The organism is Trueperaceae bacterium (assembly GCA_036381595.1).
Classification (GTDB): Bacteria; Deinococcota; Deinococci; order Deinococcales; family Trueperaceae; genus DASVCN01.
The window spans coordinates 98,429-121,066 of sequence record DASVCN010000040.1; the positions used below are offsets into that span (position 1 = coordinate 98,429).

Consider the following 22,638-nt stretch of genomic DNA (forward strand, 5'->3'; position numbering starts at 1 on the left):
GGCGGGCGAAAGGCGCCGCGGCATCGGCAGAGTTCGCCAGCTGTGCCGGCTGCCCGATGGGTGAGTTCACCCACCGCGGCCCTTCGCTCCTGGGTCTACGGCGATGGCGCGGGGTGTTGCGGTTCAGCCCTCGCCCTGAGCGGGGACCAGGCCGAGTTCGACTCCGCGAACGGCCGCTGCGGCGCGGGACGATACGGAGAGCTTGTCGAAGATGTTGCTCAGGTGCCGGTCGACGGTCCGAGCGCTCAACTCCAGCTCCTGGGCGATCGAACGATTGGTCATACCCGCCGCCACCAGGGCGAGGACCTGCCGTTCGCGAGGACTCAGTCTCGGCCCGATAGGCTCGGAAGCGTCGAGCAGCTGAGCGGTCGCCTTGAGCTCGTTCTTCGCTCCCAACCGTTCGAAGCAGCTCCGGGCAGCGCTCAGTTCGAGGGTCGCGGTTTCGTCGTCCCCCAGCTCCCGGCAGGCCTCGCCGATGGCCAGTCGCGCGCAGGCCATGTCGTACTCGTCACCTAACCGCTGGTACTGATCGCAGGCCGATCGCAGGGCGGCGAGCGCGGCCGTCGCCCTGCCCGCAGCCAATTCGGCCCGGCCCGACCATTCCTGTGCCATCGCCTCCAGCAGGTTCGCGGCCTGATCGTTACCGCTACTCACCCCATGGGCGATAGCGGTGAGTTGGCGGGAGGCCTCTCCGGCCTCTTCCAGCCGCTCCAGCGCGAGGAGGGACCGGATGTAGGCGGGCAGGAGCCTCGCCCGGCGCTGCTCGTCGGTCGCCTCCTGGAGGGCCCGCCGAAGAGCGTTCGCGGCGGCATCGGCCGCCCCGCCCTCGAGCCACAGGAGGGCCAGGCCGGGTTGTGGGTCGTGCCCCAACCGGTGCGCTTCCATGAACGCGGCCTCTGCCTCCTCACGCTCGCCGCGCAGCCGCCTGAGCTCGCCCAACTGGTAGGCCGCCAGGCCGAGGACCCTCTGCGAGTTGAGCGTGTCGAGCGCGATGACCTCCTCCACCTCGGCCAGCGCTTCTTGCCACTGTCCTTTCAACTGGAGGAGCTCCGAATGGTACACCTTGCACTCGCCCGCGTACGGCACCAGCCCGGGTTGAGCGGCGCACCAGCTGCCCAGCGCATCGGTCCACGAATGCATCCGCTGGAGATCGAAGAGGCTGCGGCACGCCGAGATCACGCTGCAGTAGACGAGGCCCGCGACGATAGGGAAGGGTTCGCTCGAAGCAAGGGCTAGCAGCGTCTCGTCGAGCACCTCCATCCCTTGCCTGACCTCTCCCAGCCGCAGCAGGCTCACGCCCCTGGCGTGCGCCGCGAAGGCCAACAGGTCCTCGTCGGCGCACCGCTCCGCCAGCCGCTCGGCCTGCGAGGCCAGGCGCAACGCCTCGTCGTATCTCCTCGAAGCGAGCAGCTGAGGGACCCGGGCCAGCAGCACGTAGCCCCGCTCCGCGCACTCCTCCGGCTGCTCTATGAGGTGTCTTTCGGCCCGCGACAGCCAGGCCGAGGCCTTGATGCCGTCACCCTGGTTCCCCGCCTCGAACCCGAGCCAGAAGGCGGCGCGGGCTGCCGCTCGGTCCTCTCGACGGGCCAGGTACTCCTGGTAGGCCCTTCCCAGGCAGCGGCGGAACTCCTCGTTGTGCCCGGTGAGGAAGGCAGCGAGAGCGCACATCTCCAGGTCCACGGCAGAGAGTTGCTCGAGCCCGTCGGCGTCCGAGAGGCTCTCGAAGGCGGTCACCCAATCACGCGCCTCGTAGGCCGTTCTGCCTCTCAGAAGGAGTTCACTGCCGGTCATCAGCATCCCATCTCGTGTTCAGGTCGTGACGCATGATAGGACGTCGGGCCAGGCGTCGCGGCGCTCCCGGGGGAGGCTGCCCGGTCGACGCGGTCGTGGCTGTCATTGACACCCCTTCTGCCAACCCGATAGACTGGCCGACGCCCGGCAAGCACGGGCTACCTTGGGGCCGTGGCGCAGTTGGGAGCGCGTCTGAATGGCATTCAGAAGGTCAGGGGTTCGAATCCCCTCGGCTCCACCAAGAGAAGGAGCGTCTCGAGCGCGAACGAACGACCCCGGCCTGGTGCCGGGGTCTTTTCTAGGGCCCGTGTTGCGAGCGGGCGGTAACACTCTCGGTTCGACTCAGGCGACCAGCGGAGGCTCAGCCGTTCTCGGTCCTCCGCCGGAGCCGTTCCTCTCGTTCCGCTATCTCAGGTGTGAGGGCCTCGCCGAAGTCAGCCGACTCGAAGATAGGCCGGATCTCCAGCTCGCTGGGCACGGGCATCGGATTCGGGCACCTTTTCGCCCATTCGACCGCCTCCGCCATGTCCTTCACTTGCCACAGCCAGTAGCCGGCCACCAGTTCCCGGGTTTCAGGGAAGGGACCGTCGACCACGGTCCGTGACGCGCCGTCGAACTTCACGCGCTTCCCCGCGGACGAAGGGCGCAACCCCTCGCCGGCAAGCATGATCCCGGCGTTCACCAGCTCCTCGTTGTACCTGCCCATCGCATCCAGGAGCTCGGTCGAGGGCATGATGCCCGCTTCGCTCTCCTCGGTAGCCTTGACCATCACGATGACGCGCACCGTTCAACCTCCTTCGAGCGTTCCGGTAAAGCTGCTGCCCGTCGATCATAGACCCCCGGTCGCTCACGGGGTGTCAGGGCGATAAACTGTCCGAATGGACGAAACAGCCGTTGGCAGCAAAGTCCGCGAGTCGACTCTGCCTGGCGTGGGGAAGAAGTACGTCATGCCTCTCGAAGCGGGCGGCAATATCGCGCTGGTGGTGCGCCCCGACGGGGAGAGGAGCCTCTTCCACTTCCTCCCCGAGGAGGACCAGCCGTTCGACGTCGTCAAGTTCACCCGCCAGGAAGCGCAGCAGGTAGCCAACCTGATGGCGCCCGCACTGGTGGCTCCACCCGACCTGGAGGGGCTCGAACTGGCCCTGGGGTCAGTCGAGATCGAATGGATCGAACTGAGCGCGAATTCTCAGCTCGTCGGTGCGACACTGGGCACCAGCGGTTTGCGAGAGCGGACCGGGGCCAGTGTCATGGCCGTCATGCGCGAGGGCAAGTGGGTAGCCAACCCCGGCGTCGACTACGTCTTCCGTGAGGGCGACACCGTGCTCGTCCTGGGCGACCAGGAGCAGAGCGAGGCGGCCCGTCAACTGATCGAATCCTGATACCGAAGGGAAGAGCTTGTCTCCACTACTTCAGCTGGGGCTCATAGCACTGGGGCTCTACCTGGCCGGCTGGGTGAGTACCAAGCTCGGCCTCTCGAGCATCGTCGGGTTCATGGTCCTGGGGGTGGCTCTTGGCCCCCACGGCTTCTACCCGCTCTACCAGGTCACGCCGGTTACCGAGATGCTCGGCGAGCTCGGCATCGTCCTCCTCCTCTTCTTCATGGGACTCGAGTTCTCATTGGGGCGCTTCACCGAGGGTGGCCGCAATATCCTCGTGGCCGGTTCCATCGACCTGCTCGGCTTCGTAGCCGGGGCGACCATCGGCCTGCTCCTCGACTTCGGCGTGCTCGCCAGCCTTTTCCTGGGCGGGATCGTCTACGTCTCCTCCTCGGGGGTCATCGCCAAGCTGCTCTCGGACGAGGACCTCATCGCCTATCCCGAGGCGGAACGGACGCTGGGCGTACTGGTCTACGAGGACCTGGCGATGATCGTGGTCCTCGGCGGCCTGGCCTTCATGACGTCAGGCGGCGGGACCGCCCGGTTCCTCGGAGTGGCCCTGTTCCTGCTCGCCTACGCCATTCTCCTGAGGTTCGGCCGCAAGGTACTCGAGCGCCTCCTGGGACGTGAGGGCGAGGATCTCGTGCTGCTTCTGCTGGCGCTGGTCGTCCTGTTCTCCGTCGGGGCGCAGGGCCTCAACTTCCCCGAGGCGGTAGCCGCGTTCCTCCTCGGCATGCTCATCGCCGAGTCCAAATACAAGGACAGGGTAGAGGTGACGCTCCACTCGTGGCGCGACGTCGCGGCCGCGGTCTTCTTCCTCGACTTCGGGCTTCACGTCGAGATGCAGCCGGCGCTGGCGCGCTGGCAACCCGCGCTCGTGCTGGTGCTGGTGACGGTGGTCGTACAGGTGTCGACAGGCTACCTCGCTGGCCGCGCCACCGGGATCAGTCGCAGAGGCAGCGTGGGCCACGGGCTCATGCTCCTCCCCCGCGGGGAGTTCTCGCTGCTCGTCGTCGGCCTGGTCGCGGGGGTGGACTCCATCCCCGTCGAGGTGAGGGAAGCCCTCATGGGGATGACTTCGCTCTACGTGCTGGCGATGGTCGTGGTCGGCTCTGCCGTGTTCCGGAACTACGAGGTCATCAGCAACTGGTTGCAGGTGCGTCTGCGAACACCGGAAGCGCGCCGGGCCGTGCTCGAGCGGCAACGGGAGTTGGAGAGGATGACGCTCGACTGAGCGGCTCACAGCCGCTACCGGCCTCCATGCGCCGGTGAGAGCAAGTGCCTCCGTTGCCTACCGACACCGCGCTCGTCCTCCTGATACTCTTCGGCTCCTCGTTCGTCCGTTCCCTGGTCGGCTTCGGCGACGCCCTCCTGGCTATGCCGCTGCTGTTGCTGGTCGTTGGCCTCGACGTTGCCGTCCCGCTGGTAGGCCTCGTTGCTGTCGTCGTAGCCGTAATCCTGCTCTCGCTCAACTGGCGGGAGGTGGAGTTCCGTTCTCTGGGCCCGTTGCTGGCCACCGCCCTCCTCGGAGCACCCATCGGGGTGCTGCTCGTCAAGAGCCTCGAGGGAGAGTGGCTCATCCATGCACTTGGCGTGCTCCTGATCCTCTTCGGCGGGTACAGGCTCATCGGACCGCGTCTGCCGGAGGTGCGCCATCCGGCCCTGACCCTGCCCCTGGGCCTGCTCTCGGGCATCTTCGGCGGAGCCTATAACGTCAGCGGGCCGTTCGCGCTACTCTACGCCGGGCTGCGCGGCTGGAGCCCGCGAGTGTTCAGGGCCAGCCTGCAGGGCTTCTTCATCGTCACGAGCGCGGCGATCGCCGTATCACAGGGGGTAGCCGGCTTCTGGACTCCACAGGTGTGGAACCTCTTCCTCCTCTCGCTCCCCCTGGTAGTCACGGCCAATCTGGGAGGCCACCTGCTCGCAAGCCGCGTCCCGTCTACCTGGTTGGAAAGGCTGATCAGTACCGGAATCGCCCTCATCGGTGTAGCTCTGGTCGCCTGAACTCATCACGGGGTCATCCGGAACAGACGAGAATGGTGTCGAAAGGCTGAGGAGGTAGTTGATGTTGACCCCCGATATCGACTTCGACCTCGACGACGCCACTGCTGTTCTCGAGCGCACGCCCGCGAGTCTCATAGCCCTCCTGGGTGGTCTGCCCGACAGATGGACGGCCGCCACCGAGGGCGACGGCACCTGGTCGCCGTACGACGTCCTGGGCCACCTCGTGCACGGAGAGCGCGTCAACTGGATGCCGCGCCTTAGGCACATCCTGGAAGGGAGGTCGGAGCCGTTCGAGGAGTTCGACCGCACTGCTCAGTTCCGCGACAGCGCTGGCAGAAGCCTCTCGGAACTGCTGGTCACGTTCGCGGAGTTGCGCCGCGAGAACCTCGCCGAACTCCGCCTCCTCGGCCTCACCGACGCCGACCTGCAACGCCGCGGCCTCCATCCGAACCTGGGCGAAGTGCGCCTGGCGGAGTTGCTCGCCACCTGGGCCGTGCACGACCTGGACCACGTGACCCAGATCTCCCGCACGATGGCCAAGGTCTACCGCGCCGCGGTCGGGCCGTGGAGCGCCTTCCTCTCGATCCTCCGCGACAGGGAGTGATGAGCCCGGAGTCCCTGCCCTGCAACAGTCACGCCGCCCGTTGGCGTCGAACATCGGGGCATGGAAGTCACACCGCGTTACCAGCACTTCTGCGAACGATGCACCTGCCTGGGGAGGGCCACGATCAACGGGGTGAGTGCCGACCTGTTCGTTTGCGACGATCTCGTGGTCGCACGCTTCGGAGACGAGCCCGGCCAGGCCGAAGCGGAGCACATCCACAACCTCGAATTGGAGTCGAATCCGTTCCTGCTCGCCGCCCATCGGCTCTACCTCGACAGCCTCGGCCAGGAGGCGCTGGCGGGCCGGGCGCGTCACCCGCGGGAGGCCATCAAGAGCTGACGAGCCGCGACCTGGCCCGTCCCACCTGATGAAACAGCGCGGCTGGGCGATCCTGCTCCTTCTGGTTGCCGCGAGCATGACAGTTCTCGTGCCATCGCGCCTCGCTCCGAGAGTCGAGAGGAGAGCCGACGTCAGCGCCGACGGCGAGTCGATCGCGGTAACGGCAGCTGATGAGGTGATCCTCGAGTACACCATCGACGAGTGGCGAGAGTGGGCAGAGGAGAACCTGCTGAGCGTTCTAGGAGGGCCGGTGTTGATCGGCCCGTACGAGCAACCGCCCTCCTCGTTCCGGATGTTCGGCGACGCCGCGCTCTCTCCCGACGGTGAGCGTCTGGCCCTCTCGGCCACGACCTACGCTCTGCTCACGACCGCTTCCGTGATCGGTGTGCTCGAACTCGACCAGCGCGAACTGTCGGTGGTAGAAGAGCCCGCCTTCGGTGGCGTGGAGAGCTTCCACTGGGCACCGGATGGCCGATTCATCGCCTACCCTCTGGGCACTGCTCGAGCGGCCGGCGACTTTCTCCGCGTCGATGACGCCGTGAAGCTGGAACCGGTCGTGCGGCTGGATGCCGCGAATCTGCTGGAGGCGGCTGGCCGGTCGGGGATCGAAACCGGCGACGATCCGCGGGAGTGGATGCCGGAGGTGAGGGACCTGGATTGGTCCGAGGGCCGGCTTCGCTTCACCTCCAACGGATTCGGCACCGGCGAACTGAGCTGGTCGTTCGATCCGCGCACCGGCGATCTGTCGCTCCTCTAGCGACCTCAGTGTGTGCCAAGCGCTTTATGTCTTCGCGCAACGCTGCTACCGTCGGCAACATCTGTTGAGGGGCGACAGAGCCCTGAGAAACCGGATCGTCGGCGGGCGGGGAAGCCTGTTCGTCGCTCATGCACCGTAGGGGGTGGCAATGGGAAACAGGTTCAAGCCCGTCGCGACCGCGCTGTGGCTCGCCACACTCGGCCTCGCGCTCTCCTTCGCCCTGGCGCAGCAGCAGGAGCAGAGCCAGGACGTGGTCTACAGCTACTCGATACCCGGCATGGAGGTGTACCCCGAGTGTGTCGCGGTGGGGCCCGATGCCTCGACCTTCTACACGGCCAGTTCGGCTAACGGCACCGTCTATCGGGGCGAGTTGGGGGCCAAGGCCGCGACCGTACTGGTCCCCAGCGACCAGGCAGCGATAGGTCAGGGCCTAGGCGTCGACGTGGATGAACAGGGCCGGCTCTGGGTCGTTGGCGGCAGCACCGGAGAGATAGCCGTTTACGATGCGGAGAGCGGCGAGACGATCGCCAAACTCGACACGCCGGCTGCCGAACAGACCTTCCTCAACGACGTCGTAGTGAGCGGCGGCTTCGCCTACATCACCGACTCGGCGCGCCCGGTCATCTTCCGCGTGGCAGCCGGTGAACAGGTGGGCGAGGTGGAGGCTTGGCTCGACCTCGAGGGCACGGCCATCGAGTACACCACCGGCGAGGGGATGCTGGGCGGGATCAATCTGAACGGCATCGACGCCACCTCGGACGGTTCCTACCTACTCACAGTCCAGATGAACACCGGCGAGCTGTTCCGTATCGATCCCGAGAGCGGCAGCGTCTCGCAGATCGACTTGGGCGGCGAGACGCTGATGAACGGTGACGGTCTGGCAGTCCACGACGGCACGGCCTACGTGGTCCGGATCGCCAACAACGAGGTCGTCACCGTCGAGCTGTCCCAGGACTTCAGCAGCGGCGAGGTGGTGAACCGCTTCACTCACGAGCAGCTGTCGTTCCCCGCCTGCGCCGCAGTTGCGGGCGAGGACCTGCTCCTCGCCAATACCCAGTTCAACAGGCAGGCATCGCAGGACCCGCTGATCCCGTTCCAGGTGCTCAGCATCCCCCTCCAGGTCGTCCAGACCCAGAGTGGCGACAGTCAGGCCCAGGCCGAGACGCAGTCGGCTGAAGCAGGGAACGCCCAGCAGGAGGGTGCACAGGCCGAGGCGCAGCAGGAAGACGGTCAGGAGCAGGTTGCCGGCGGTGCGCAGGCACAGCAGGCGGGTGAGGGCGACGAGGCTCTGCCCCGAGCCGAGGACTCGGAGAAGACCGAGCCGGTCGAAGGCGAAGAAGCGAGCGAGCAGGCCGAGGGCGGTGACGAGGCTCTGCCGCGCGCCGAGGACTCCGAGAAGACCGAGCCGGTCGAAGGTGACGACCAGCAGGAGGATCAGGCAGAGCAGGCCGAAGAGGTAGAGCAGGCCCAGCAGGGCGACGAGACCGAGAAGACGGAACCCACCGAGGCGCAGCAGGATGCGGCGCAGCAGGAGGGCGGAGGCGAGGATCAGGAGGGCGCCGAACAGGAGGGCGCTCAACAGGAGGGCATTCCCCAGGAGGGCGCTCAACAGGACGCCGCTCCCCAGGAAGCCGAGGGTCAGGAGGCGCAGGGTGAAGAGGCCTCCGGGCAGGAGGGCCAAGGCGATCAGGCCGCCGGGCAGGAGGGCGAGGAGCAGCAGGTCGCAGGTGGCCAGCAGGCCCAACAGGTCGACGAACAGCAACTCATGCAGATCGGCCAGCAGGTCTACAACCAGAACTGTGCTCGCTGCCACGGGGACGAGGGCGGCGGTGACGTGGGCCCCGCCTTCGCCGGCAATCAGGCCCTGCAGAACACCAGTTACGTAGTGCAGACGATCACCAACGGCAGAGGTGCAATGCCGGCGTTCGGCGCCGTATTGAGCGACGAGCAGATAGCCGGCGTGGCGACCTTCATCCGCAACTCGTTCGGCAACGACTTCGGACCGGTCACCGTCGCGCAGGTGCAGCAGGGGGGCGGCCAGGGTGAGGGCGGTGGCGAAGGTGCCGAGGGCGAGCAGCAGACGACCAACGTCACCCGCCCGGGCACTGCGACGATCGAGAACTACGCGCCGGTCACCGCCGAGCGGCTCGTCAACCCCGAGCCGGAGAACTGGCTCAACTACCGGCGCACCTACAACGGCTGGGGCTTCAGTCCACTCGATCAGATAACGACCGAGAACGTCGACCAGCTGGAGGTCGCCTGGACCTATTCCACAGGGCTCACCGAAGGACACGAGTCGCCGGCGATGGTCAACAACGGGGTCCTCTACATCACCACGCCCGAAGCGAAAGTGATCGCCCTCGACGCCGTCACTGGTGAGCTCTTCTGGGAGTTCCAGCGGGAGCTCCCCGACGACCTGCTCCAGCTCCACCCCACCAACAGGGGTATCGGCTTCTGGCAGGACAAGGTCTTCGTCGCGACCACCGACACGCACCTGATCGCGCTCGAGGCGACCACGGGTGAAGTGGTCTGGGACGTCGTCGTCGAGGACCCGGGCCGCGGCTACTACATCACGCTGGCTCCTCTCGTGGTGGACGGCATCGTCATGGTCGGCGTGTCGGGTGGCGAGCTCGGCATCCGCGGCTTCATCGAAGCGTTCGACGCCGAAACGGGCGATAGCGTCTGGAAGACCTACACCGTCCCCGGTGAGGGGGAACCCGGGAACGAGACCTGGCCCGCCGACACCTGGACGCACGGCGGCGGTTCGGTCTGGATGACCGGCAACTACGATCCGGAGACAGGCCTCGCCTACTGGGGCGTTGGTAACGCCGCCCCCTGGATGGGAGACGCCCGCCCGGGCGACAACCTGTGGACCTCGTCGACGATAGTGCTCGATGTCGAAACCGGCGAGCTGGTTCACGGCTACCAGTACCACCACAACGACTCGTGGGACTGGGACGAGGTGGTAGCGCCGCTGCTGCTCGATTACGAGCGCAACGGCGAGACGATCCACGGTCTGGTGAAGGTAGCGCGCGACGGCTACATCTGGTGGCTGGAGCGCAGTCCGGAAGGTCTCGAGTTCGTCGATGCCAAACCGTACGTCTTCCAGAACGTGTTCGAGAGCGTCGACCCCGAGACCGGCAGAGTCACCTACGACGAGGAGCACAAGCCTGCGGTCGGCGAAACGGCGGAGTTCTGCCCCTCCCTCTGGGGCGGACGCGACTGGCTTCCTGAAGCCTTCAACCCGAACACCCGGCTGCTCTACACGGGCGCGAACGAGAACCTCTGCCACCGCATGACCGGTCGCCAGGTCTCCTACATCCCCGGTCAGTCGTTCACCGGCGCCAGTTCGCAGATGTTCCTCCGGGAGGGGTGGGACCACATCGGCGAGATGCAGGCGTGGAACGTCGACACCGGCGAGCTCGTCTGGGAGCAGCACTTCCCGGAGTCGCACATCTGGGCGCAGATGCTCACGACCGGCGGGGGCCTGGTATTCGCCGGGGGCACCATCGACCGGAAGTTCAGGGCGTACGACGCCGAGTCGGGTGAGATCCTCTGGGAGATCACCACCAACTCCGGTGTTTACGGCATGCCTACCACTTTCTCCGTCGACGGAGTCCAGTACGTTGCCGTGCAGTCCGGCTGGGGCGTCGATGGAACCAGGATGCAGAACGCTCTCAACAACGCGGTCGGAGCGCCGTTCGACGTAGAGGTGCCCAAGGGTGGTGTTCTCTGGGTCTTCCGCCTGCCTCCTCAGGAGGGTCAGGTAGCCGGTGGCGGATAAGCGGTGACATCGAGGACCAGATCGGAGGGGCGTCGGCGTGCGGTCGGCGCCCTCCTCCTTCTCCTGCTGCTGTTGGCGTTCTGCGGGGCCGCTCGAGCATGGGAGCTTCGGGTATGCGCCGAACCGAACAACATGCCGTTCTCCAATCGAGCGGAGGAGGGGTTCGAGAACCGGATAGCGGAGATCGTGGCTCGTCAGCTGGGCGCCACACTCAGCTACGAGTGGCTCCCGGCTTCTCCGGCTTCCGACAGGCTGCTCTACCTCAGGCGGGGCGATTGCGACATGGTCGTCGGAGTGGGCGACGGTACCGAGGGCTACCTCACTACTGTCACCTACTACCGGAGCGCTCCGGTCTTCGTCTACCGCTCCGATGCCCCGTTCGACGTCGGCTCGTTCGACGACCCGGTCCTGCGAGAGCTGACGATAGGCGTACTCGCCGGCGCGGGGTTGCGACCCGAGGTCGCAGCTCTCGCCAACCGGGATCTCATTGCCAACGTCGTCTCCTTCCCGTGGGGCGCGCAAGGAGATGCTCCGCTGGCGGCGCCCGTCGAGGCCGTTGCTGCGGGCGAAGTGGACATCGCGGTGGTGTGGGGCCCCGTAGGCAGTTACTTCGGGGAGCGCCACGAGGTGCCGCTCGAGGTCGTCTCGGCCGAACCGAAAGTCGACATGCCCTTCCTCAATCTCGTCGTACCGATGGCGATGGGGGTGCGGCAGGGCGACCTGGCGCTGCGCGACCTGCTCGACCGGGCGATCGCTGGGAGCTGGGACGAGATCCAGGAGGTCCTCTCGCAGTACGACGTGCCGCTCGAGCCTCTGCCGCCTCAGGCTCCGCCGGCGACCGACAGGAGAGCCCAACTCGGGGTGGGCCTAGTTCTGCCGCTGCCTACCGGCACGATCCCGCTCGAAGCAGACTCGCCCGAGGCGGCGGCCATCGCGGCTCAGATGGGCGCCTTGATGGCAGAGGAGGAGTTGGGCGCGCCGGAGGAGTCGTTCCCCGGACTCGAGCTCCTCGTGAGCAACGCTCCCAACGCCGCCAGCGCTGGCCGGGCGGCCGAGCGGATGAGCGCCAACGGGGCGATCGCTCTGGTGGGTGGCTACGGCCCGGGCCAGGCGGAGGCGTTGACCGAGGTCGGAGCATCCCGCCAGGTGCCGTTCCTCAACATCGGCTCGTCCAGTCCATCCCTCCGTGAGGAGTGCACCCCCTTCACCTTCCACCTGGAGGCGAACGCCGGCGTCTACCTTGCCGCTCTAGCTCGGTCGCTGGCTCACGCGGGCCTCGACGACCTCGTCGTGGCCTACCCGGAGAGTTCAACCGGAGCCGCGCTGCTGGAGGAATTCGACCTGGCGGCCAGCGACGAAGGCCTGGCTATCGTCGCCGCTGTCCCCGTTCCCGGCGAAGCGCAGCTCATCGAGGTGGCGCTCTCAGCGAAGGAAGCGGAGGCAGAGGCAGTCGTTGCACTGCTCGACTGGCGCGCGCAGTTGGACCTGGCCGGTTTCATGGGCTCGGTGGGGGAAGGGATCGCCTTCACCGGCTACCCCTATCCGGTCACCCAGACGCGCCACTTCTACTACTCGCTCGGAAGCCTGGGACCGGCTGTCGAAGCGCCACGGGTGGCTCTCTGGGAGGCCTCGCTCACCGAGGGACCGGCCGGGGACCTCAGCCAGGAGTTCTTCGCGAGGTGGGGGGAGCCGATGGACTCTCCAGCATGGGTCGCCTATCTGGCGCTCTCGTTGGTCAGAGAAGCGGCAGCGAGCGGAGCGCGGACGGGGCCTGAGCTGGCGTCCTCACTGGAAGAGGTAGAGATCGACTCGTACGGCGAGGGTGGCGCCGGCTTCGGCCCCAGCGACCACCAGTTCCGCCACGATCTCGTCGAGGTACGTGTCGATTCCTCTAGCGACTCACGCCAGGATGCTGTCTCGGCGGTGCAGCGCTTCTCTGCAACCAGCCTTCCCTACGGGACCGGTTGCCGTTGAACCGTTCACGATCCGGCCCGCTCAGGCGGGGTGTCCGGAGGCGGCCTTCCTGGAGGTGAACTTCGTGCTCCGCGCACCGGCCTCGGTGGCCTCGATGAAGATCCGGTCGACTTTCGGATAGGCCTGCCGTATCTCCGCCTCGATCCGGCCGATGGTTCGGGCGGCCTCGACCGACGACGTGCCTTCGGCGAACGAGATGTCGAAGTTCACGAGGATGTCGTTCGGCCCCAGGTGCATGGTCAGCACTTCGTGAACAGTGTCGACGTTCGGTTCCCTGCTGGCGATCCGTTTCACCCCCTCCACGGTGGCGGGGTCGGCTCGTTCGCCGATGAGCAGGCCGCGACTCTCGACGACGAGGAATACCGCTACGCCGGCGAGCATGATGCCTATCAGCAGCGAGGCGACGCCGTCGAGTACCGGCATGTCGAGGGCGTGAGAGAGGTAGACGCCAAGGAAAGCGATCACCAGACCCAAGCCAGCGGCCGTGTCCTCTGCAAGGACGGTGTAGACGGCCGGATCCTTGCTGGAACGTACGGCCCCCAGGAAGCTCTCCCCGTTCGATTCCGCCGTCAGCGTCCGATAGGCCATCACCCATGCGAACGATTCGAAGACCAGGGCGATACCGAGCACCACGTAGTTCCACAACGGACCGCCTGTGTCCTCGGCCGGTGGAGCGGTGATGTGGTGGATCCCTTCATAGATCGCCAGGCCGCCCCCCAGGCTGAAGAGCAACATCGCTACGATCAGGCTCCAGAAGTAGAGTTCCTTGCCGTGGCCGAACGGATGCTCGCGGTCGGCGGGCTTGCGTCCGCGTTTGATGCCAAGGAGGATGAGGCCCTGGTTGCCGGTGTCGACCAACGAGTGGATGCCCTCGGAGAACATCGCCGAACTGCCGGTGAAGACCGCGGCCACGAACTTCACGACGGCGATACCGAAGTTCGCCGCCAAGGCCGCGTATACCGCTCCCGTGCTGCCATGACCTCCTGCCACTCGTACTCCTCCCGACGGACAAGGATAGGACATGTGGCGCGGCGGAATGGGGCGGCAGCTACCGGTGTCGCCGTCCAGGAGCAACTGACGAACTCAGGCCGAAGGAAGAACCACGGCCCTGCACGAGTGTCAGCGGCACGAGAGAAGCGGGTCCCGGCAGAACCCGGAACCCGCTTCCAATTCGGCTGGTGAGGGTGACTAGTTCTTCTTGCCCTTAACGCCACCCTTGCTGTTACCCGGTCCTTGGGACCCGCCTTCACCGGCAGCTGTGTCGCCGCTTATGCCCGCGAGCGCGGCGTCGGCGGTTACCAGGCCCGCGCCGGAAGCATCGGGGCCCCAGCAGACGTTTGTGGGACCGGTGTTGGGATCTATGATGTCGCGGCAGAGCTCGTCGTCACCGTCGTAGTCGAAGGGGATCGCCGTTCCCTTGAGCGTCGCTTCGACCTCGGCCTGCACCCGGGTCGGGTCCTGCTGCATCAGCAGCGCGGCGACGCCGGCAACGTGCGGGCTGGCCATCGAGGTTCCGCCCAGGAAGTAGTAGGAGATCTGGCCGGAGTTCAGCTGGTAGGGGCCAACTACCCAGGAGCCCGGAGCCGCTACATCGAGTTCCTGTCCGGCGAGCTCTCGGCTGGAGAAGTCGGTGATGTAGAAGTCTTCAGGGGAAGTGGGCTCCGCCACGTCGAGGCTGTTCCACCAGCTCCCGGTCGTCCACTCGTCGGCCCAGCCACTGGCAGCGACAGAGATGACCGGAGCGTAGGCGCCGGGATAGCCCATGCCCAACTCGCCCTCGTTGCCCGCCGATGCCACGATGATCACGCCCTTGTCCACCGCGTAGTCGACCGCGGCGGCCGAGATCGGGTCCGGACCGGGGCCGCCCAGGCTCATGTTGATCACTACCGGGTGATCGCTGAGCTCGTTGGCCTTGAGGTCTGCCACATAGGTGATCCCGGCGGCTACCACGGAGGACCACCCGGAACCGTTCTGGTTGAGGACTTTGACGGGGATGACGGTTGCCCCGGGAGCGACTCCGTTGATCGGCGTCCCTCCGAAGCTGTAGCCGATGATGGTGCTGGTCACGTGGCTCCCGTGGCCGTTGACGTCGTGCTCCCACTTGTTGGGTTGATCCGAGGTGAATCCCTGGTCGGCGCCGCCACCGCCGAACGCGATGGCGTACTCCTCGGCGATCCGCTCTTCGGGGAAGTACTGCCGCCACGTGTCCATCAGACCCGTGTCCAGAACCGCGACGTACACGCCGCTGCCGTCGAGTTCGACGCTTCTGGTGTCGAAGCCCGGTTGAGCGGTCACGTTCACCGAATCGAGGTTCCAGGTGCTCAGCCCGGCATCGAACCCGTCGACCGCCACGGTGTCGATCGGGATCCCCTTGTACTCGACGTCGGGGCTCGCGCTCTCGACGAAAGGAAGTCTCTCGATGTCGTCGACCTCGTCGGCCGGCGCCATCATGCTCACCGTGTCGATCTGCTCGATGACATCGAGGATCGAACCGTGGGTGCTCAGTTCAGCCTGCACCGCCGGGGTGGCGTCGGTGTTGAGCAGTACGTTGACCCGGATGTTTCCCTGGTTCGGCTGCTTGAGCAGCTCGAACTGCGGATCCTGCTGGATCCCGCATGCCGTCACGAACAGTGCGAGCAGCCCTACCGCCGCCCAATATCCCACTCTCTTCATGCCTTACCGCTCCCTCCGATGACCCTGTCCGCCGCGACGAGGCACAGGTCGGCAACGAGCCAGCACTGAGGCAGGCCGCTACTCGAACCCGACCCCCCGGGGTCGGATTTTTGGGTAGCACCATCATACCGTGACTTGCATCCCAATGCAGCGGTTTGCCGGTAACCCGAGCCGGCTGCTGTACGGGTTGATGGAGCGCGCTGTTTCTCTACCAGCCCGGTACGAAGCTCAGCCCGACGTTCAGATGAAGGGTGGGCAGATAAGTCCTCGCCGTCCCGCCGGCGATGTACTGTTTCGGGCTGCTGTAGGTGTACTTGCCCTCGGTGCTGATGGCCAGCCACGGCAGGATGAACTGCCGCGCCTGGGCAGCGACCTGGAAACCTGGACCAGCTAAATCGTAGCCCCGGTAGGTGCCGTGAAGGTCGTGCCCGAGTGACTGCCCCCGGATGGTGCTGGCCGGCGCCGTTACGACTACCCCCATCCCGGCCCGCACCAGTACCTGGGCGCGGCCGTGCGGGAACTGGTCGGTGATCCCGATGGGGTAGCGGCCCACCGCATTGATCAGCAGGTAGTTCACGCCGTCGCTAAGCTCGAAGTGCTGGACCACGTCGTCGGGATCATCACCGCTCTCGTAGTACGCCTTGTCGTGAAGCAGTTCGAGCTCGAACCCCAGATCGATGGTTCGCGCATCCGCTCCGAAGGGGTAGTAACCCACCCGCAGGTCGTAGTAGTTCTGGGTGAAGTTAGCGAGGTTGGTGTTCGGAAGCCAGGGGCGAGTCTCGTAACGGACGTTGCTTATCTCCACGTCCTCATAGCCGGCCTGGCTGATCTCCAACCTGGTGGGCGGCTTTACACTGTTGCCCAGGTGGAAATCGATGGTGAAGTCGGCGTGGGCACTGCCGGCCAACAGGAGCGGCACGAGGAAGAGGAGGCGGCGGCATCTGTGCACTTCGGCATTCCTTCCGCTGCCACCCGTCTTCAGACCTACCTGGACCGCACTATCGCAGCACGGCTAAGAACGAACATAACCGTGAGGCGCTAACAGGAATATGACATGCCGCCACGCGGGCAGCAGCCAACCAGTGGAACCTCTTCTGACTGCTTCTTGCCTGCTGGCTCCTGGCGGCTGACCTGGTTCTCGTCCGCAACACCAGGGGTTGCCGGAAGAAGTAGCGGTTGCTTCCCCACGCCGCTGCGTGACGACAGGGGGCCCCACCGATCGAACTTGGCCCAGAATTGGCCATAGGCGCTACTGTCCGGTGATAGCTCCGGGCAGAGTGGGGGTGCATGGCAGCGCTCGAGGCATATCGCAAGAAGCGGGACTTCCGCAAGACGCCCGAGCCGGCCGGCGAAACGCGGGAGTCGGAAGCTGGGGAGGGCGGCCTCTTCGTGATCCAGAAGCATGCCGCCCAACGGCTTCATTTCGACCTGCGACTCGAGAAGGACGGCGTGCTCAAGAGCTGGGCCGTACCCAAGGGGCCAAGCTTGGAACCGGGCGAGAAGCGCCTGGCGGTGCAGGTCGAGGATCATCCGCTGGAGTACGGCGAGTTCGAAGGGGTGATTCCGGAGGACGAGTACGGCGGCGGGACGGTGATGCTGTGGGATCGTGGCCGATGGAAGCCGAGGGGCAAGAACACCGAACACCACATCGACTTCGAGCTGGAAGGCCGCAAGCTGCGCGGGGTCTGGACGTTGGTTCGGATGCGCGACGCCGACGACGAGGAGGGTGAGAATTGGCTCCTCATCAAACGCAGCGACGACTGGACTCCCGACGGCAAGGCGAAGGGGAGCAAGCGCGGATCCCGAACGGGCGCACAGAGCCCGTTGGCCGCGGTTGACGGCGAGGACCTGAGCGTCGCGACCGGCCGCACCATGAAGCAGATAGCCAGCGACCGCGATGCGGTGTGGACGAGCGAGGGCCTCGCGGAGGCGCAACGAGCGAGGGTTCCCGAGGCGAAGGCGATACCCGGTGCCAGGAAGAAGAAGCTCGCCGATGACATCCAACCGCAGCTTGCCACCCTGGTGGAGGAGGCTCCCGGCGGGGACGAGTGGATCCACGAGATCAAGTTCGACGGCTACCGCATCCTCGCCCGTTTCGAAGGCGGCGTGGTGAAGCTGCTGAGCCGCAACGGCAAGGACTGGACCGACAGGTTCCCGGAGGCCGCCTCACTGCTCGCCGAACTGCCCGTGGAGCAAGCCCTCCTAGACGGGGAGATGGTGGCCTTCGCGGCCGACGGCAGCACCAGCTTCAGGCGACTGCAGGAGTCGCTGAGCGAGGGGAAGACCTCGCACCTCGTCTACCACGTCTTCGACCTGCTCCACCTGAACGGTTACGACCTCTCCGCGACCACTCAGGTGGATCGCAAGGAGGCGTTGCGCTCCCTGCTCGACGCCTCCGGGTTCGTGGGCCACGGTCTCATCCGCTATACCGATCATCTGGAGGGGAAAGGGCCCGCCTTCTTCGCGCAGGCTTGCGGCCTGGGACTAGAGGGGATCATCTGCAAGCGCATGGACGGGCGCTACGCGTCGGGACGAACCAGGCAGTGGCTCAAGGTCAAGTGCACCCGCCATGTCGAACTGCTGATCGGCGGTTACACCGACCCGGGCGGCTCCCGGAACGGCTTCGGCGCTCTCCTGCTTGGCGCCTACGACGGGGACGGCAAGCTCGTGTACGCCGGCAAGGTCGGGACCGGATTCAGCGACAGGCAGCTCGAAACGCTGCACGAACGCCTCGAGGAGATCGAAGAGGAGAAGTCGCCTTTCGAGGATCCTCCGCCGAAGCGGGGAGTCCACTGGGTGACTCCCACTCTCGTGGCAGAGGTCGAGTTCACGGAGTGGACCCGCGACGGCTCGCTGCGGCACCCGAGCTTCCGGGGGCTGCGCGAGGACCGCGATCCGGAGGAGATAAGGATGAACCGTGGCGAGATGCCGGCGGTCGGCAGGGGAGCGAAGGCCGAGAAGGCCGGAGGGACCCGGCCGGGACGGCAACCCGAGAAGCGAACGGGCGAGCGCCGCAAGCGGATGGCGCCGGACGAGGAGGAGGTCGCGGGAGTGAGGCTGACGAGCCCCGACCGGGTCCTCTACCCGGATCAGGGCGTCACCAAGCTGGCGCTCGCCCGCTACTACGAGGACATCGCCGACTGGATCTTGCCCCATGTCGAGAGTCGCCCCCTTTCGCTGGTGCGCTGCCCGCAGGGGCGCGAGGACGAGTGCTTCTTCCAGAAGCACCCTTCCGAGTCGATGGCCAAGGATGTGCCCCGGGTGATCATCGAGGAGTCGGACGGGCCGGAGCCCTACCTCTACATACGCAAGGTGGAGGATCTCATCGCGATGGTGCAGATGGGCGTGCTCGAGCTGCACGTGTGGGGCTCGAAGGTCGACGACGTCGAGAAGCCCGATCTACTGGTCTTCGACCTCGACCCGGCACCCGACGTGCCGTGGGCAGAGATGCTCCGGGTGGCCAAGGAGTTGCGCGAGCGGCTCCAGGGCCTGGGGATGGAGCCGTTCCCTCGCACCACCGGGGGCAAGGGTCTGCACCTGATGGTGCCGCTCCGCCGCAAGGCGGGCTGGGATGAGGTGAAGGCGTTCGCTCAGGGTGTAGCCGTCCAACACGCCGCCGACGACCCTTCCCGCCTCACCACCAACATGTCGAAGGCGAAGCGGCGGGGCAAGATCTTCCTCGACTACCTTCGCAACGGGCGGGGCGCCACAGCGATCGCCTCCTACTCCACCAGGGCGAAGGAGGGCGCTACCGTGGCGGTTCCCGTCCGCTGGGACGAGGTGAACGCCGCACTGAGGCCGGACCGCTACCACATCGACAACTTGCGCCGCCGCCTCTCTGCCCTCAAGGACGACCCTTGGGAGGGCTTCGCCGAGGCGCGACGGGCGGTGACACCCAAGCTGCTCGAACGGGTTGAGGCGAGTGGCTGATGGCCGCTCGAGCGATGTGGAAAGGCGTCATCGGGCTTGGCGAGGAGAAGATACCGGTCAAGCTCTACTCGGCCATCGAGGATACGAACGTGCACTTCCGGCTGCTTCACGAGAAGGACGAGGTGCCGGTCAAGCAGGAGCTGATCAACTCGCAGACCGAGGAGGTGGTGCCGTTCGAGCGGGCGAGGCGGGCGTTCATCACCGATGAGGGCGATATGGTCATCTTCGAACCCGAGGAGCTCGACGAGTTGGAACCGGAGGCCTCGCGCGACATCGAGGTCCTGGGCTTCCTGCCGCCCGAGGAGATAGATCACCGCTGGTACCTGCGCCCCTACTACCTTGGCCCGGACGGCTCCGAGGAGGCCTACTTCGCACTCATCCAGGCGATGGAGACGAGCGGGCTCGAGGGCCTCGTCCGCTGGACCATGCGCAACAAGCAGTATGTGGGCGCCCTGCGTTTGCACGACGGCTATCCGATGTTGGTCACGCTCCGCTACGACGCCCAGGTGGTCCCGATCGAGTCGCTCGAGGCGCCTGCCGGACCCGATCTGGACGAGAAGGAGCTGGCGATGGCGGGGCAGCTCATCGGCATGCTGGCAGCCGACTTCGAACCGGAGCAGTACCACGACGAGTACCGCCAGCGGGTGATGGAGATGGTGGAGACGAAGGCCAAGGGCGGCAAGGTGAAGACGCGGAAGCGGCGCAAGGAGGCGCGTTACGAGGATCTCTCCGGCGCACTGCGGGCGAGCCTCGAGAAGGAGCGCATCCGTGCATGAGGTCGAGCCCCGATGGCGGCGGACGGCCCCGATGGCGTTGGACGGCCCCTTCGGAGGTGAGTCGCCGTGCCTAAGGTGAAGGAGCGGAAGTCCGAAAGCGGCTTCGGCAACCTCCGGCCGTTCTGGTCGGGAACCATCGCTTTCGGCCTGGTGAGCCTCCCGGTAGGGCTCTTCGTCGCCAACCGAGGGAAGTCCGTTTCTCTGCGGATGGTGGACCAGGACGGGACTCCCTTGAGTCGCAAGTACTTCTGTCCGGCAGAGGAGAAGCCGCTCACCTCCGACGAGATCGTGCGCGGTTACGAGATCGAGAAGGACGAGTTCGTCGTCGTGACCGATGAGGAGTTGGAAGCGCTCGCTCCGGAGAAGTCGCAGGAGATCGACCTGAGGCGTTTCGTGCCCCTCGCCGACATCGACCCCGTCTACTTCGAGCGGGCCTACTTCCTGGCGCCGGCGAAGGGGGCTTCCAAGGCGTACCGGCTGCTAGCTAGGGCGATGGAGGACGCGGGACGAGCCGGCATCGCCACCTTCGTCATGCGTGGCAAGGAGTATCTGGTGGCGATAATCGCCGAGCGAGGCATCTTGCGCGCCGAGACGCTGCGCTTCGCCGACGAACTGCGCACTCCCGACGATATCGGTCTGCCCACGATCGAGGAGACCGACGCCAAGCGGGTGAAGAGCCTGACGAAACAGATGGCCAAGCTTGCGACCGATCGGCTGGACAGGTCGCAGCTCGTCGATTGGGAGAGCCGCCGGCTACTGGAGCTGGTGGACAGGAAGCTGAAGACGGGCGAGGACGTCGTGTCGGCTCCCGAGGAGCTCGCTCCCGAAGAGGAGGGCGAGGAGGTCGTCGATCTCATGCAGATCCTCAAGGAGAGCCTGCAGGAGGTTACGCCCGACGCCCGCGAAGCGGCTGCAGCCGGCCGGAAGCGGGCAGGCAGAGAGCGCTCCGCCGGGAAGGGTCGCGGCTCGAGCCGTGCGGGTCGAGCCGACTCGGACCAACCTGGCGAAGGTCGCGTCGACTCACGGCGCCCTGCGGTGGGCGGCACCGACTCACGGCGCCGACGTGAGCGCTACGCCGGCCTGGGCGAGAAGTCGAAGGCGGAACTCTACGAACAGGCGAAGGAGCTCGATATCGCCGGCCGCAGCAACATGAGCAAGGAGCAGCTCATAGAGGCGATAAGCGAACCCCGCTGAGCATCTTGCCGCCCGTGAAATCCGTTCCGGACTATTGTGGCGGGAAAGGCGCTTCGCTACTTTCGGACCGAAGGTTCGGATCGGAAGGAGTGAGTATCCAATGACCATACACACATCCGGCGAGGGGATCCTCTCACGCGATTCAGGCAAGAAGCGCGAACAGATAGTGGGGCTGCTCGAACAGGCCTACTTCGCTGAACTCGAGACGGTCATGAACTACGTCTCCAACTCCATCAACCCCGACGGCGTACGGGCCCAGGAGATCATCGAGGCGCTCGAAGAGGACATCCAGGAGGAACTCGGGCACGCTCAGCAGTTCGGCAAGCGGATCAAGGAGCTGTACGGAGTGGTGCCCGGATCGATGGAGTTCAAGCCGAGCCAGGCGTCATTGCAACCGCCATCCAGCCAGACGGACGTCGTGCACGTTATTCGCGGAGTCATCGATGCCGAGACAGCCGCTATCGAGCTCTACACCCGGATAGTGGAGGAGACGGAGGGCGTCGATCCGGTGACCAACGATATGGTGATCGGCATACTGCGCGACGAACAGGGGCACCGGCGCCTGTTCGAGGGATTCCTCCGGGAGTACGAGATCGAGGGGCTGGCTTAGCCGTCCCTTCCGTGTGCCCGGCTGCCCTTGTGAGTTCCGCGGCCCCCGATCCGCTGCCCTTAAGACCCCCGCTGGGCGGGCCTGTCGCTAACCCAACAGCCCTCTCGACAACTCAAGGATCCAGTCGACCTCGTCCTGGTTGACGGTGTGGCCCATGCCCTGATAGATGCGTTTCTCCACCCGCGCGCCCAGGTTCTCCAGCACCTGTGCCGATTCATGGACGCGAGCAACCGGGATGTGGGGATCGCTGTCGCTGCACCCGAAGAACGCCGGCGTCCCTTCGAGCGATCCGCGGTAGTCGCGCGCCGTCCCGTCGGGACCTATGAGGCCGCCGCTCAGAGCGACGACCCCACCGTAGCGCCGGGAGTTCCTCGCGGCGAACTCGGAGGCGAGGCAAGCTCCCTGCGAGAAGCCGAGCAGGACTACCTTCTCGGTACCCACGGCGGTTGCTGCTTCCTCCACGACGGCCCAGATCGCTTCGAGCGCCGAGTCCAGCCACGGCTGGTTGCTTTCGATTGGGGCCAGGAAAGAGTTCGGGTACCAGGTATGGTGCCGGGCCTCAGGTGCGATGTAGGCGACCCCCTTCGACTCGAACGCCGAAGCCAGCTGTAGTATCCCCGTCGCCGAATCACCGCGGCCATGCACCATCACCATCGCCACCTGAGCCTGCTCCAGCGGCGTGCCGGCAGCAGCTGCGATGCCAGGAAAATGCAGTCCTTCCACCCCTACCCCTCTCCACCGCGCAGGCCGCGCTTCCACACCAAGGTCTGCTCCGTGCGCCGCGGTAGATATCCTGACTCGCTCCAGGTAGTAGAGTTTGAGCAAG

18 protein-coding genes and 1 tRNA gene are annotated in these 22,638 nt (G+C 66.0%); 13 read left to right on the plus strand and 6 right to left on the minus strand.

Annotated features, from left to right (window positions below):
• Nucleotides 1–123: 123 nt before the first annotated feature.
• Nucleotides 124–1,797, minus strand: coding sequence for a LuxR C-terminal-related transcriptional regulator (locus tag VF168_13885; protein HEX7005270.1), 1,674 nt, complete (start codon nt 1,795–1,797; stop codon nt 124–126).
• Between the two features lie 159 nt (nt 1,798–1,956).
• On the opposite strand from VF168_13885, the gene VF168_13890 reads away from it, so the two are divergent.
• A tRNA-Ala gene (locus tag VF168_13890) sits at nt 1,957–2,032 on the plus strand.
• A gap of 120 nt (nt 2,033–2,152) precedes the next feature.
• On the opposite strand, the gene VF168_13895 is transcribed toward VF168_13890, so the two are convergent.
• Nucleotides 2,153–2,575, minus strand: a complete 423-nt coding sequence (locus VF168_13895) for a YciI family protein (protein ID HEX7005271.1) — start codon at nt 2,573–2,575, stop codon at nt 2,153–2,155.
• Between the two features lie 94 nt (nt 2,576–2,669).
• On the opposite strand from VF168_13895, the gene VF168_13900 reads away from it, so the two are divergent.
• From VF168_13900 to VF168_13935, 8 genes are all read left to right on the plus strand, one after another.
• Nucleotides 2,670–3,170 (plus strand): TrkA C-terminal domain-containing protein, encoded by a 501-nt coding sequence (locus tag VF168_13900; protein ID HEX7005272.1) that lies wholly within the window; start codon nt 2,670–2,672, stop codon nt 3,168–3,170.
• A gap of 16 nt (nt 3,171–3,186) precedes the next feature.
• Nucleotides 3,187–4,401, plus strand: a complete 1,215-nt coding sequence (locus tag VF168_13905) for a cation:proton antiporter (GenBank protein HEX7005273.1) — start codon at nt 3,187–3,189, stop codon at nt 4,399–4,401.
• 53 nt (nt 4,402–4,454) lie between these two features.
• Nucleotides 4,455–5,171 carry a sulfite exporter TauE/SafE family protein gene (locus tag VF168_13910; GenBank protein HEX7005274.1) on the plus strand — a complete coding sequence of 239 codons (717 nt, stop codon included), beginning with the start codon at nt 4,455–4,457 and terminating at the stop codon, nt 5,169–5,171.
• Between the two features lie 61 nt (nt 5,172–5,232).
• A complete protein-coding gene (locus VF168_13915; protein ID HEX7005275.1) occupies nt 5,233–5,775 on the plus strand; it encodes a DinB family protein in 543 nt (180 codons plus the stop codon).
• 60 nt (nt 5,776–5,835) lie between these two features.
• Nucleotides 5,836–6,114, plus strand: a complete 279-nt coding sequence (locus tag VF168_13920) for a hypothetical protein (GenBank protein ID HEX7005276.1) — start codon at nt 5,836–5,838, stop codon at nt 6,112–6,114.
• A gap of 28 nt (nt 6,115–6,142) precedes the next feature.
• Nucleotides 6,143–6,871 (plus strand): hypothetical protein, encoded by a 729-nt coding sequence (locus VF168_13925; protein HEX7005277.1) that lies wholly within the window; start codon nt 6,143–6,145, stop codon nt 6,869–6,871.
• Nucleotides 6,872–7,019: 148 nt separating this feature from the next.
• Nucleotides 7,020–10,655 carry a PQQ-dependent dehydrogenase, methanol/ethanol family gene (locus tag VF168_13930; GenBank protein HEX7005278.1) on the plus strand — a complete coding sequence of 1,212 codons (3,636 nt, stop codon included), beginning with the start codon at nt 7,020–7,022 and terminating at the stop codon, nt 10,653–10,655.
• 3 nt (nt 10,656–10,658) lie between these two features.
• A complete protein-coding gene (locus VF168_13935) occupies nt 10,659–12,629 on the plus strand; it encodes an ABC transporter substrate-binding protein (protein HEX7005279.1) in 1,971 nt (656 codons plus the stop codon).
• Between the two features lie 21 nt (nt 12,630–12,650).
• Here the strand turns inward: VF168_13935 and VF168_13940 are convergent, their stop codons facing one another.
• The 3 genes from VF168_13940 to VF168_13950 form a co-directional block, all read right to left on the minus strand.
• A complete protein-coding gene (locus tag VF168_13940) occupies nt 12,651–13,619 on the minus strand; it encodes a cation diffusion facilitator family transporter (protein HEX7005280.1) in 969 nt (322 codons plus the stop codon).
• Nucleotides 13,620–13,817: 198 nt separating this feature from the next.
• Entirely contained in the window at nt 13,818–15,302 is a 1,485-nt protein-coding gene (locus tag VF168_13945; protein HEX7005281.1) for a S8 family serine peptidase, read from the minus strand.
• A gap of 208 nt (nt 15,303–15,510) precedes the next feature.
• A complete protein-coding gene (locus VF168_13950; protein ID HEX7005282.1) occupies nt 15,511–16,251 on the minus strand; it encodes a hypothetical protein in 741 nt (246 codons plus the stop codon).
• A 338-nt stretch (nt 16,252–16,589) separates the two neighbouring features.
• On the opposite strand from VF168_13950, the gene ligD reads away from it, so the two are divergent.
• The 4 genes from ligD (at nt 16,590) to VF168_13970 (ending at nt 21,812) form a co-directional block, all read left to right on the plus strand.
• Nucleotides 16,590–19,232 (plus strand): DNA ligase D, encoded by a 2,643-nt coding sequence (ligD, locus tag VF168_13955; protein HEX7005283.1) that lies wholly within the window; start codon nt 16,590–16,592, stop codon nt 19,230–19,232.
• Nucleotides 19,232–20,008: a Ku protein gene (locus VF168_13960; GenBank protein ID HEX7005284.1), complete on the plus strand. Its 777-nt coding sequence runs from the start codon at nt 19,232–19,234 to the stop codon at nt 20,006–20,008. Before ligD ends, VF168_13960 begins: the two co-directional genes overlap by 1 nt.
• A gap of 66 nt (nt 20,009–20,074) precedes the next feature.
• Nucleotides 20,075–21,202: a Ku protein gene (locus tag VF168_13965; GenBank protein HEX7005285.1), complete on the plus strand. Its 1,128-nt coding sequence runs from the start codon at nt 20,075–20,077 to the stop codon at nt 21,200–21,202.
• Nucleotides 21,203–21,302: 100 nt separating this feature from the next.
• Nucleotides 21,303–21,812 carry a ferritin-like domain-containing protein gene (locus VF168_13970; GenBank protein ID HEX7005286.1) on the plus strand — a complete coding sequence of 170 codons (510 nt, stop codon included), beginning with the start codon at nt 21,303–21,305 and terminating at the stop codon, nt 21,810–21,812.
• A gap of 87 nt (nt 21,813–21,899) precedes the next feature.
• Here VF168_13970 and VF168_13975 read toward each other — a convergent pair whose 3' ends face one another.
• A complete protein-coding gene (locus VF168_13975) occupies nt 21,900–22,535 on the minus strand; it encodes an alpha/beta hydrolase (protein HEX7005287.1) in 636 nt (211 codons plus the stop codon).
• Nucleotides 22,536–22,638 lie beyond the last annotated feature (103 nt).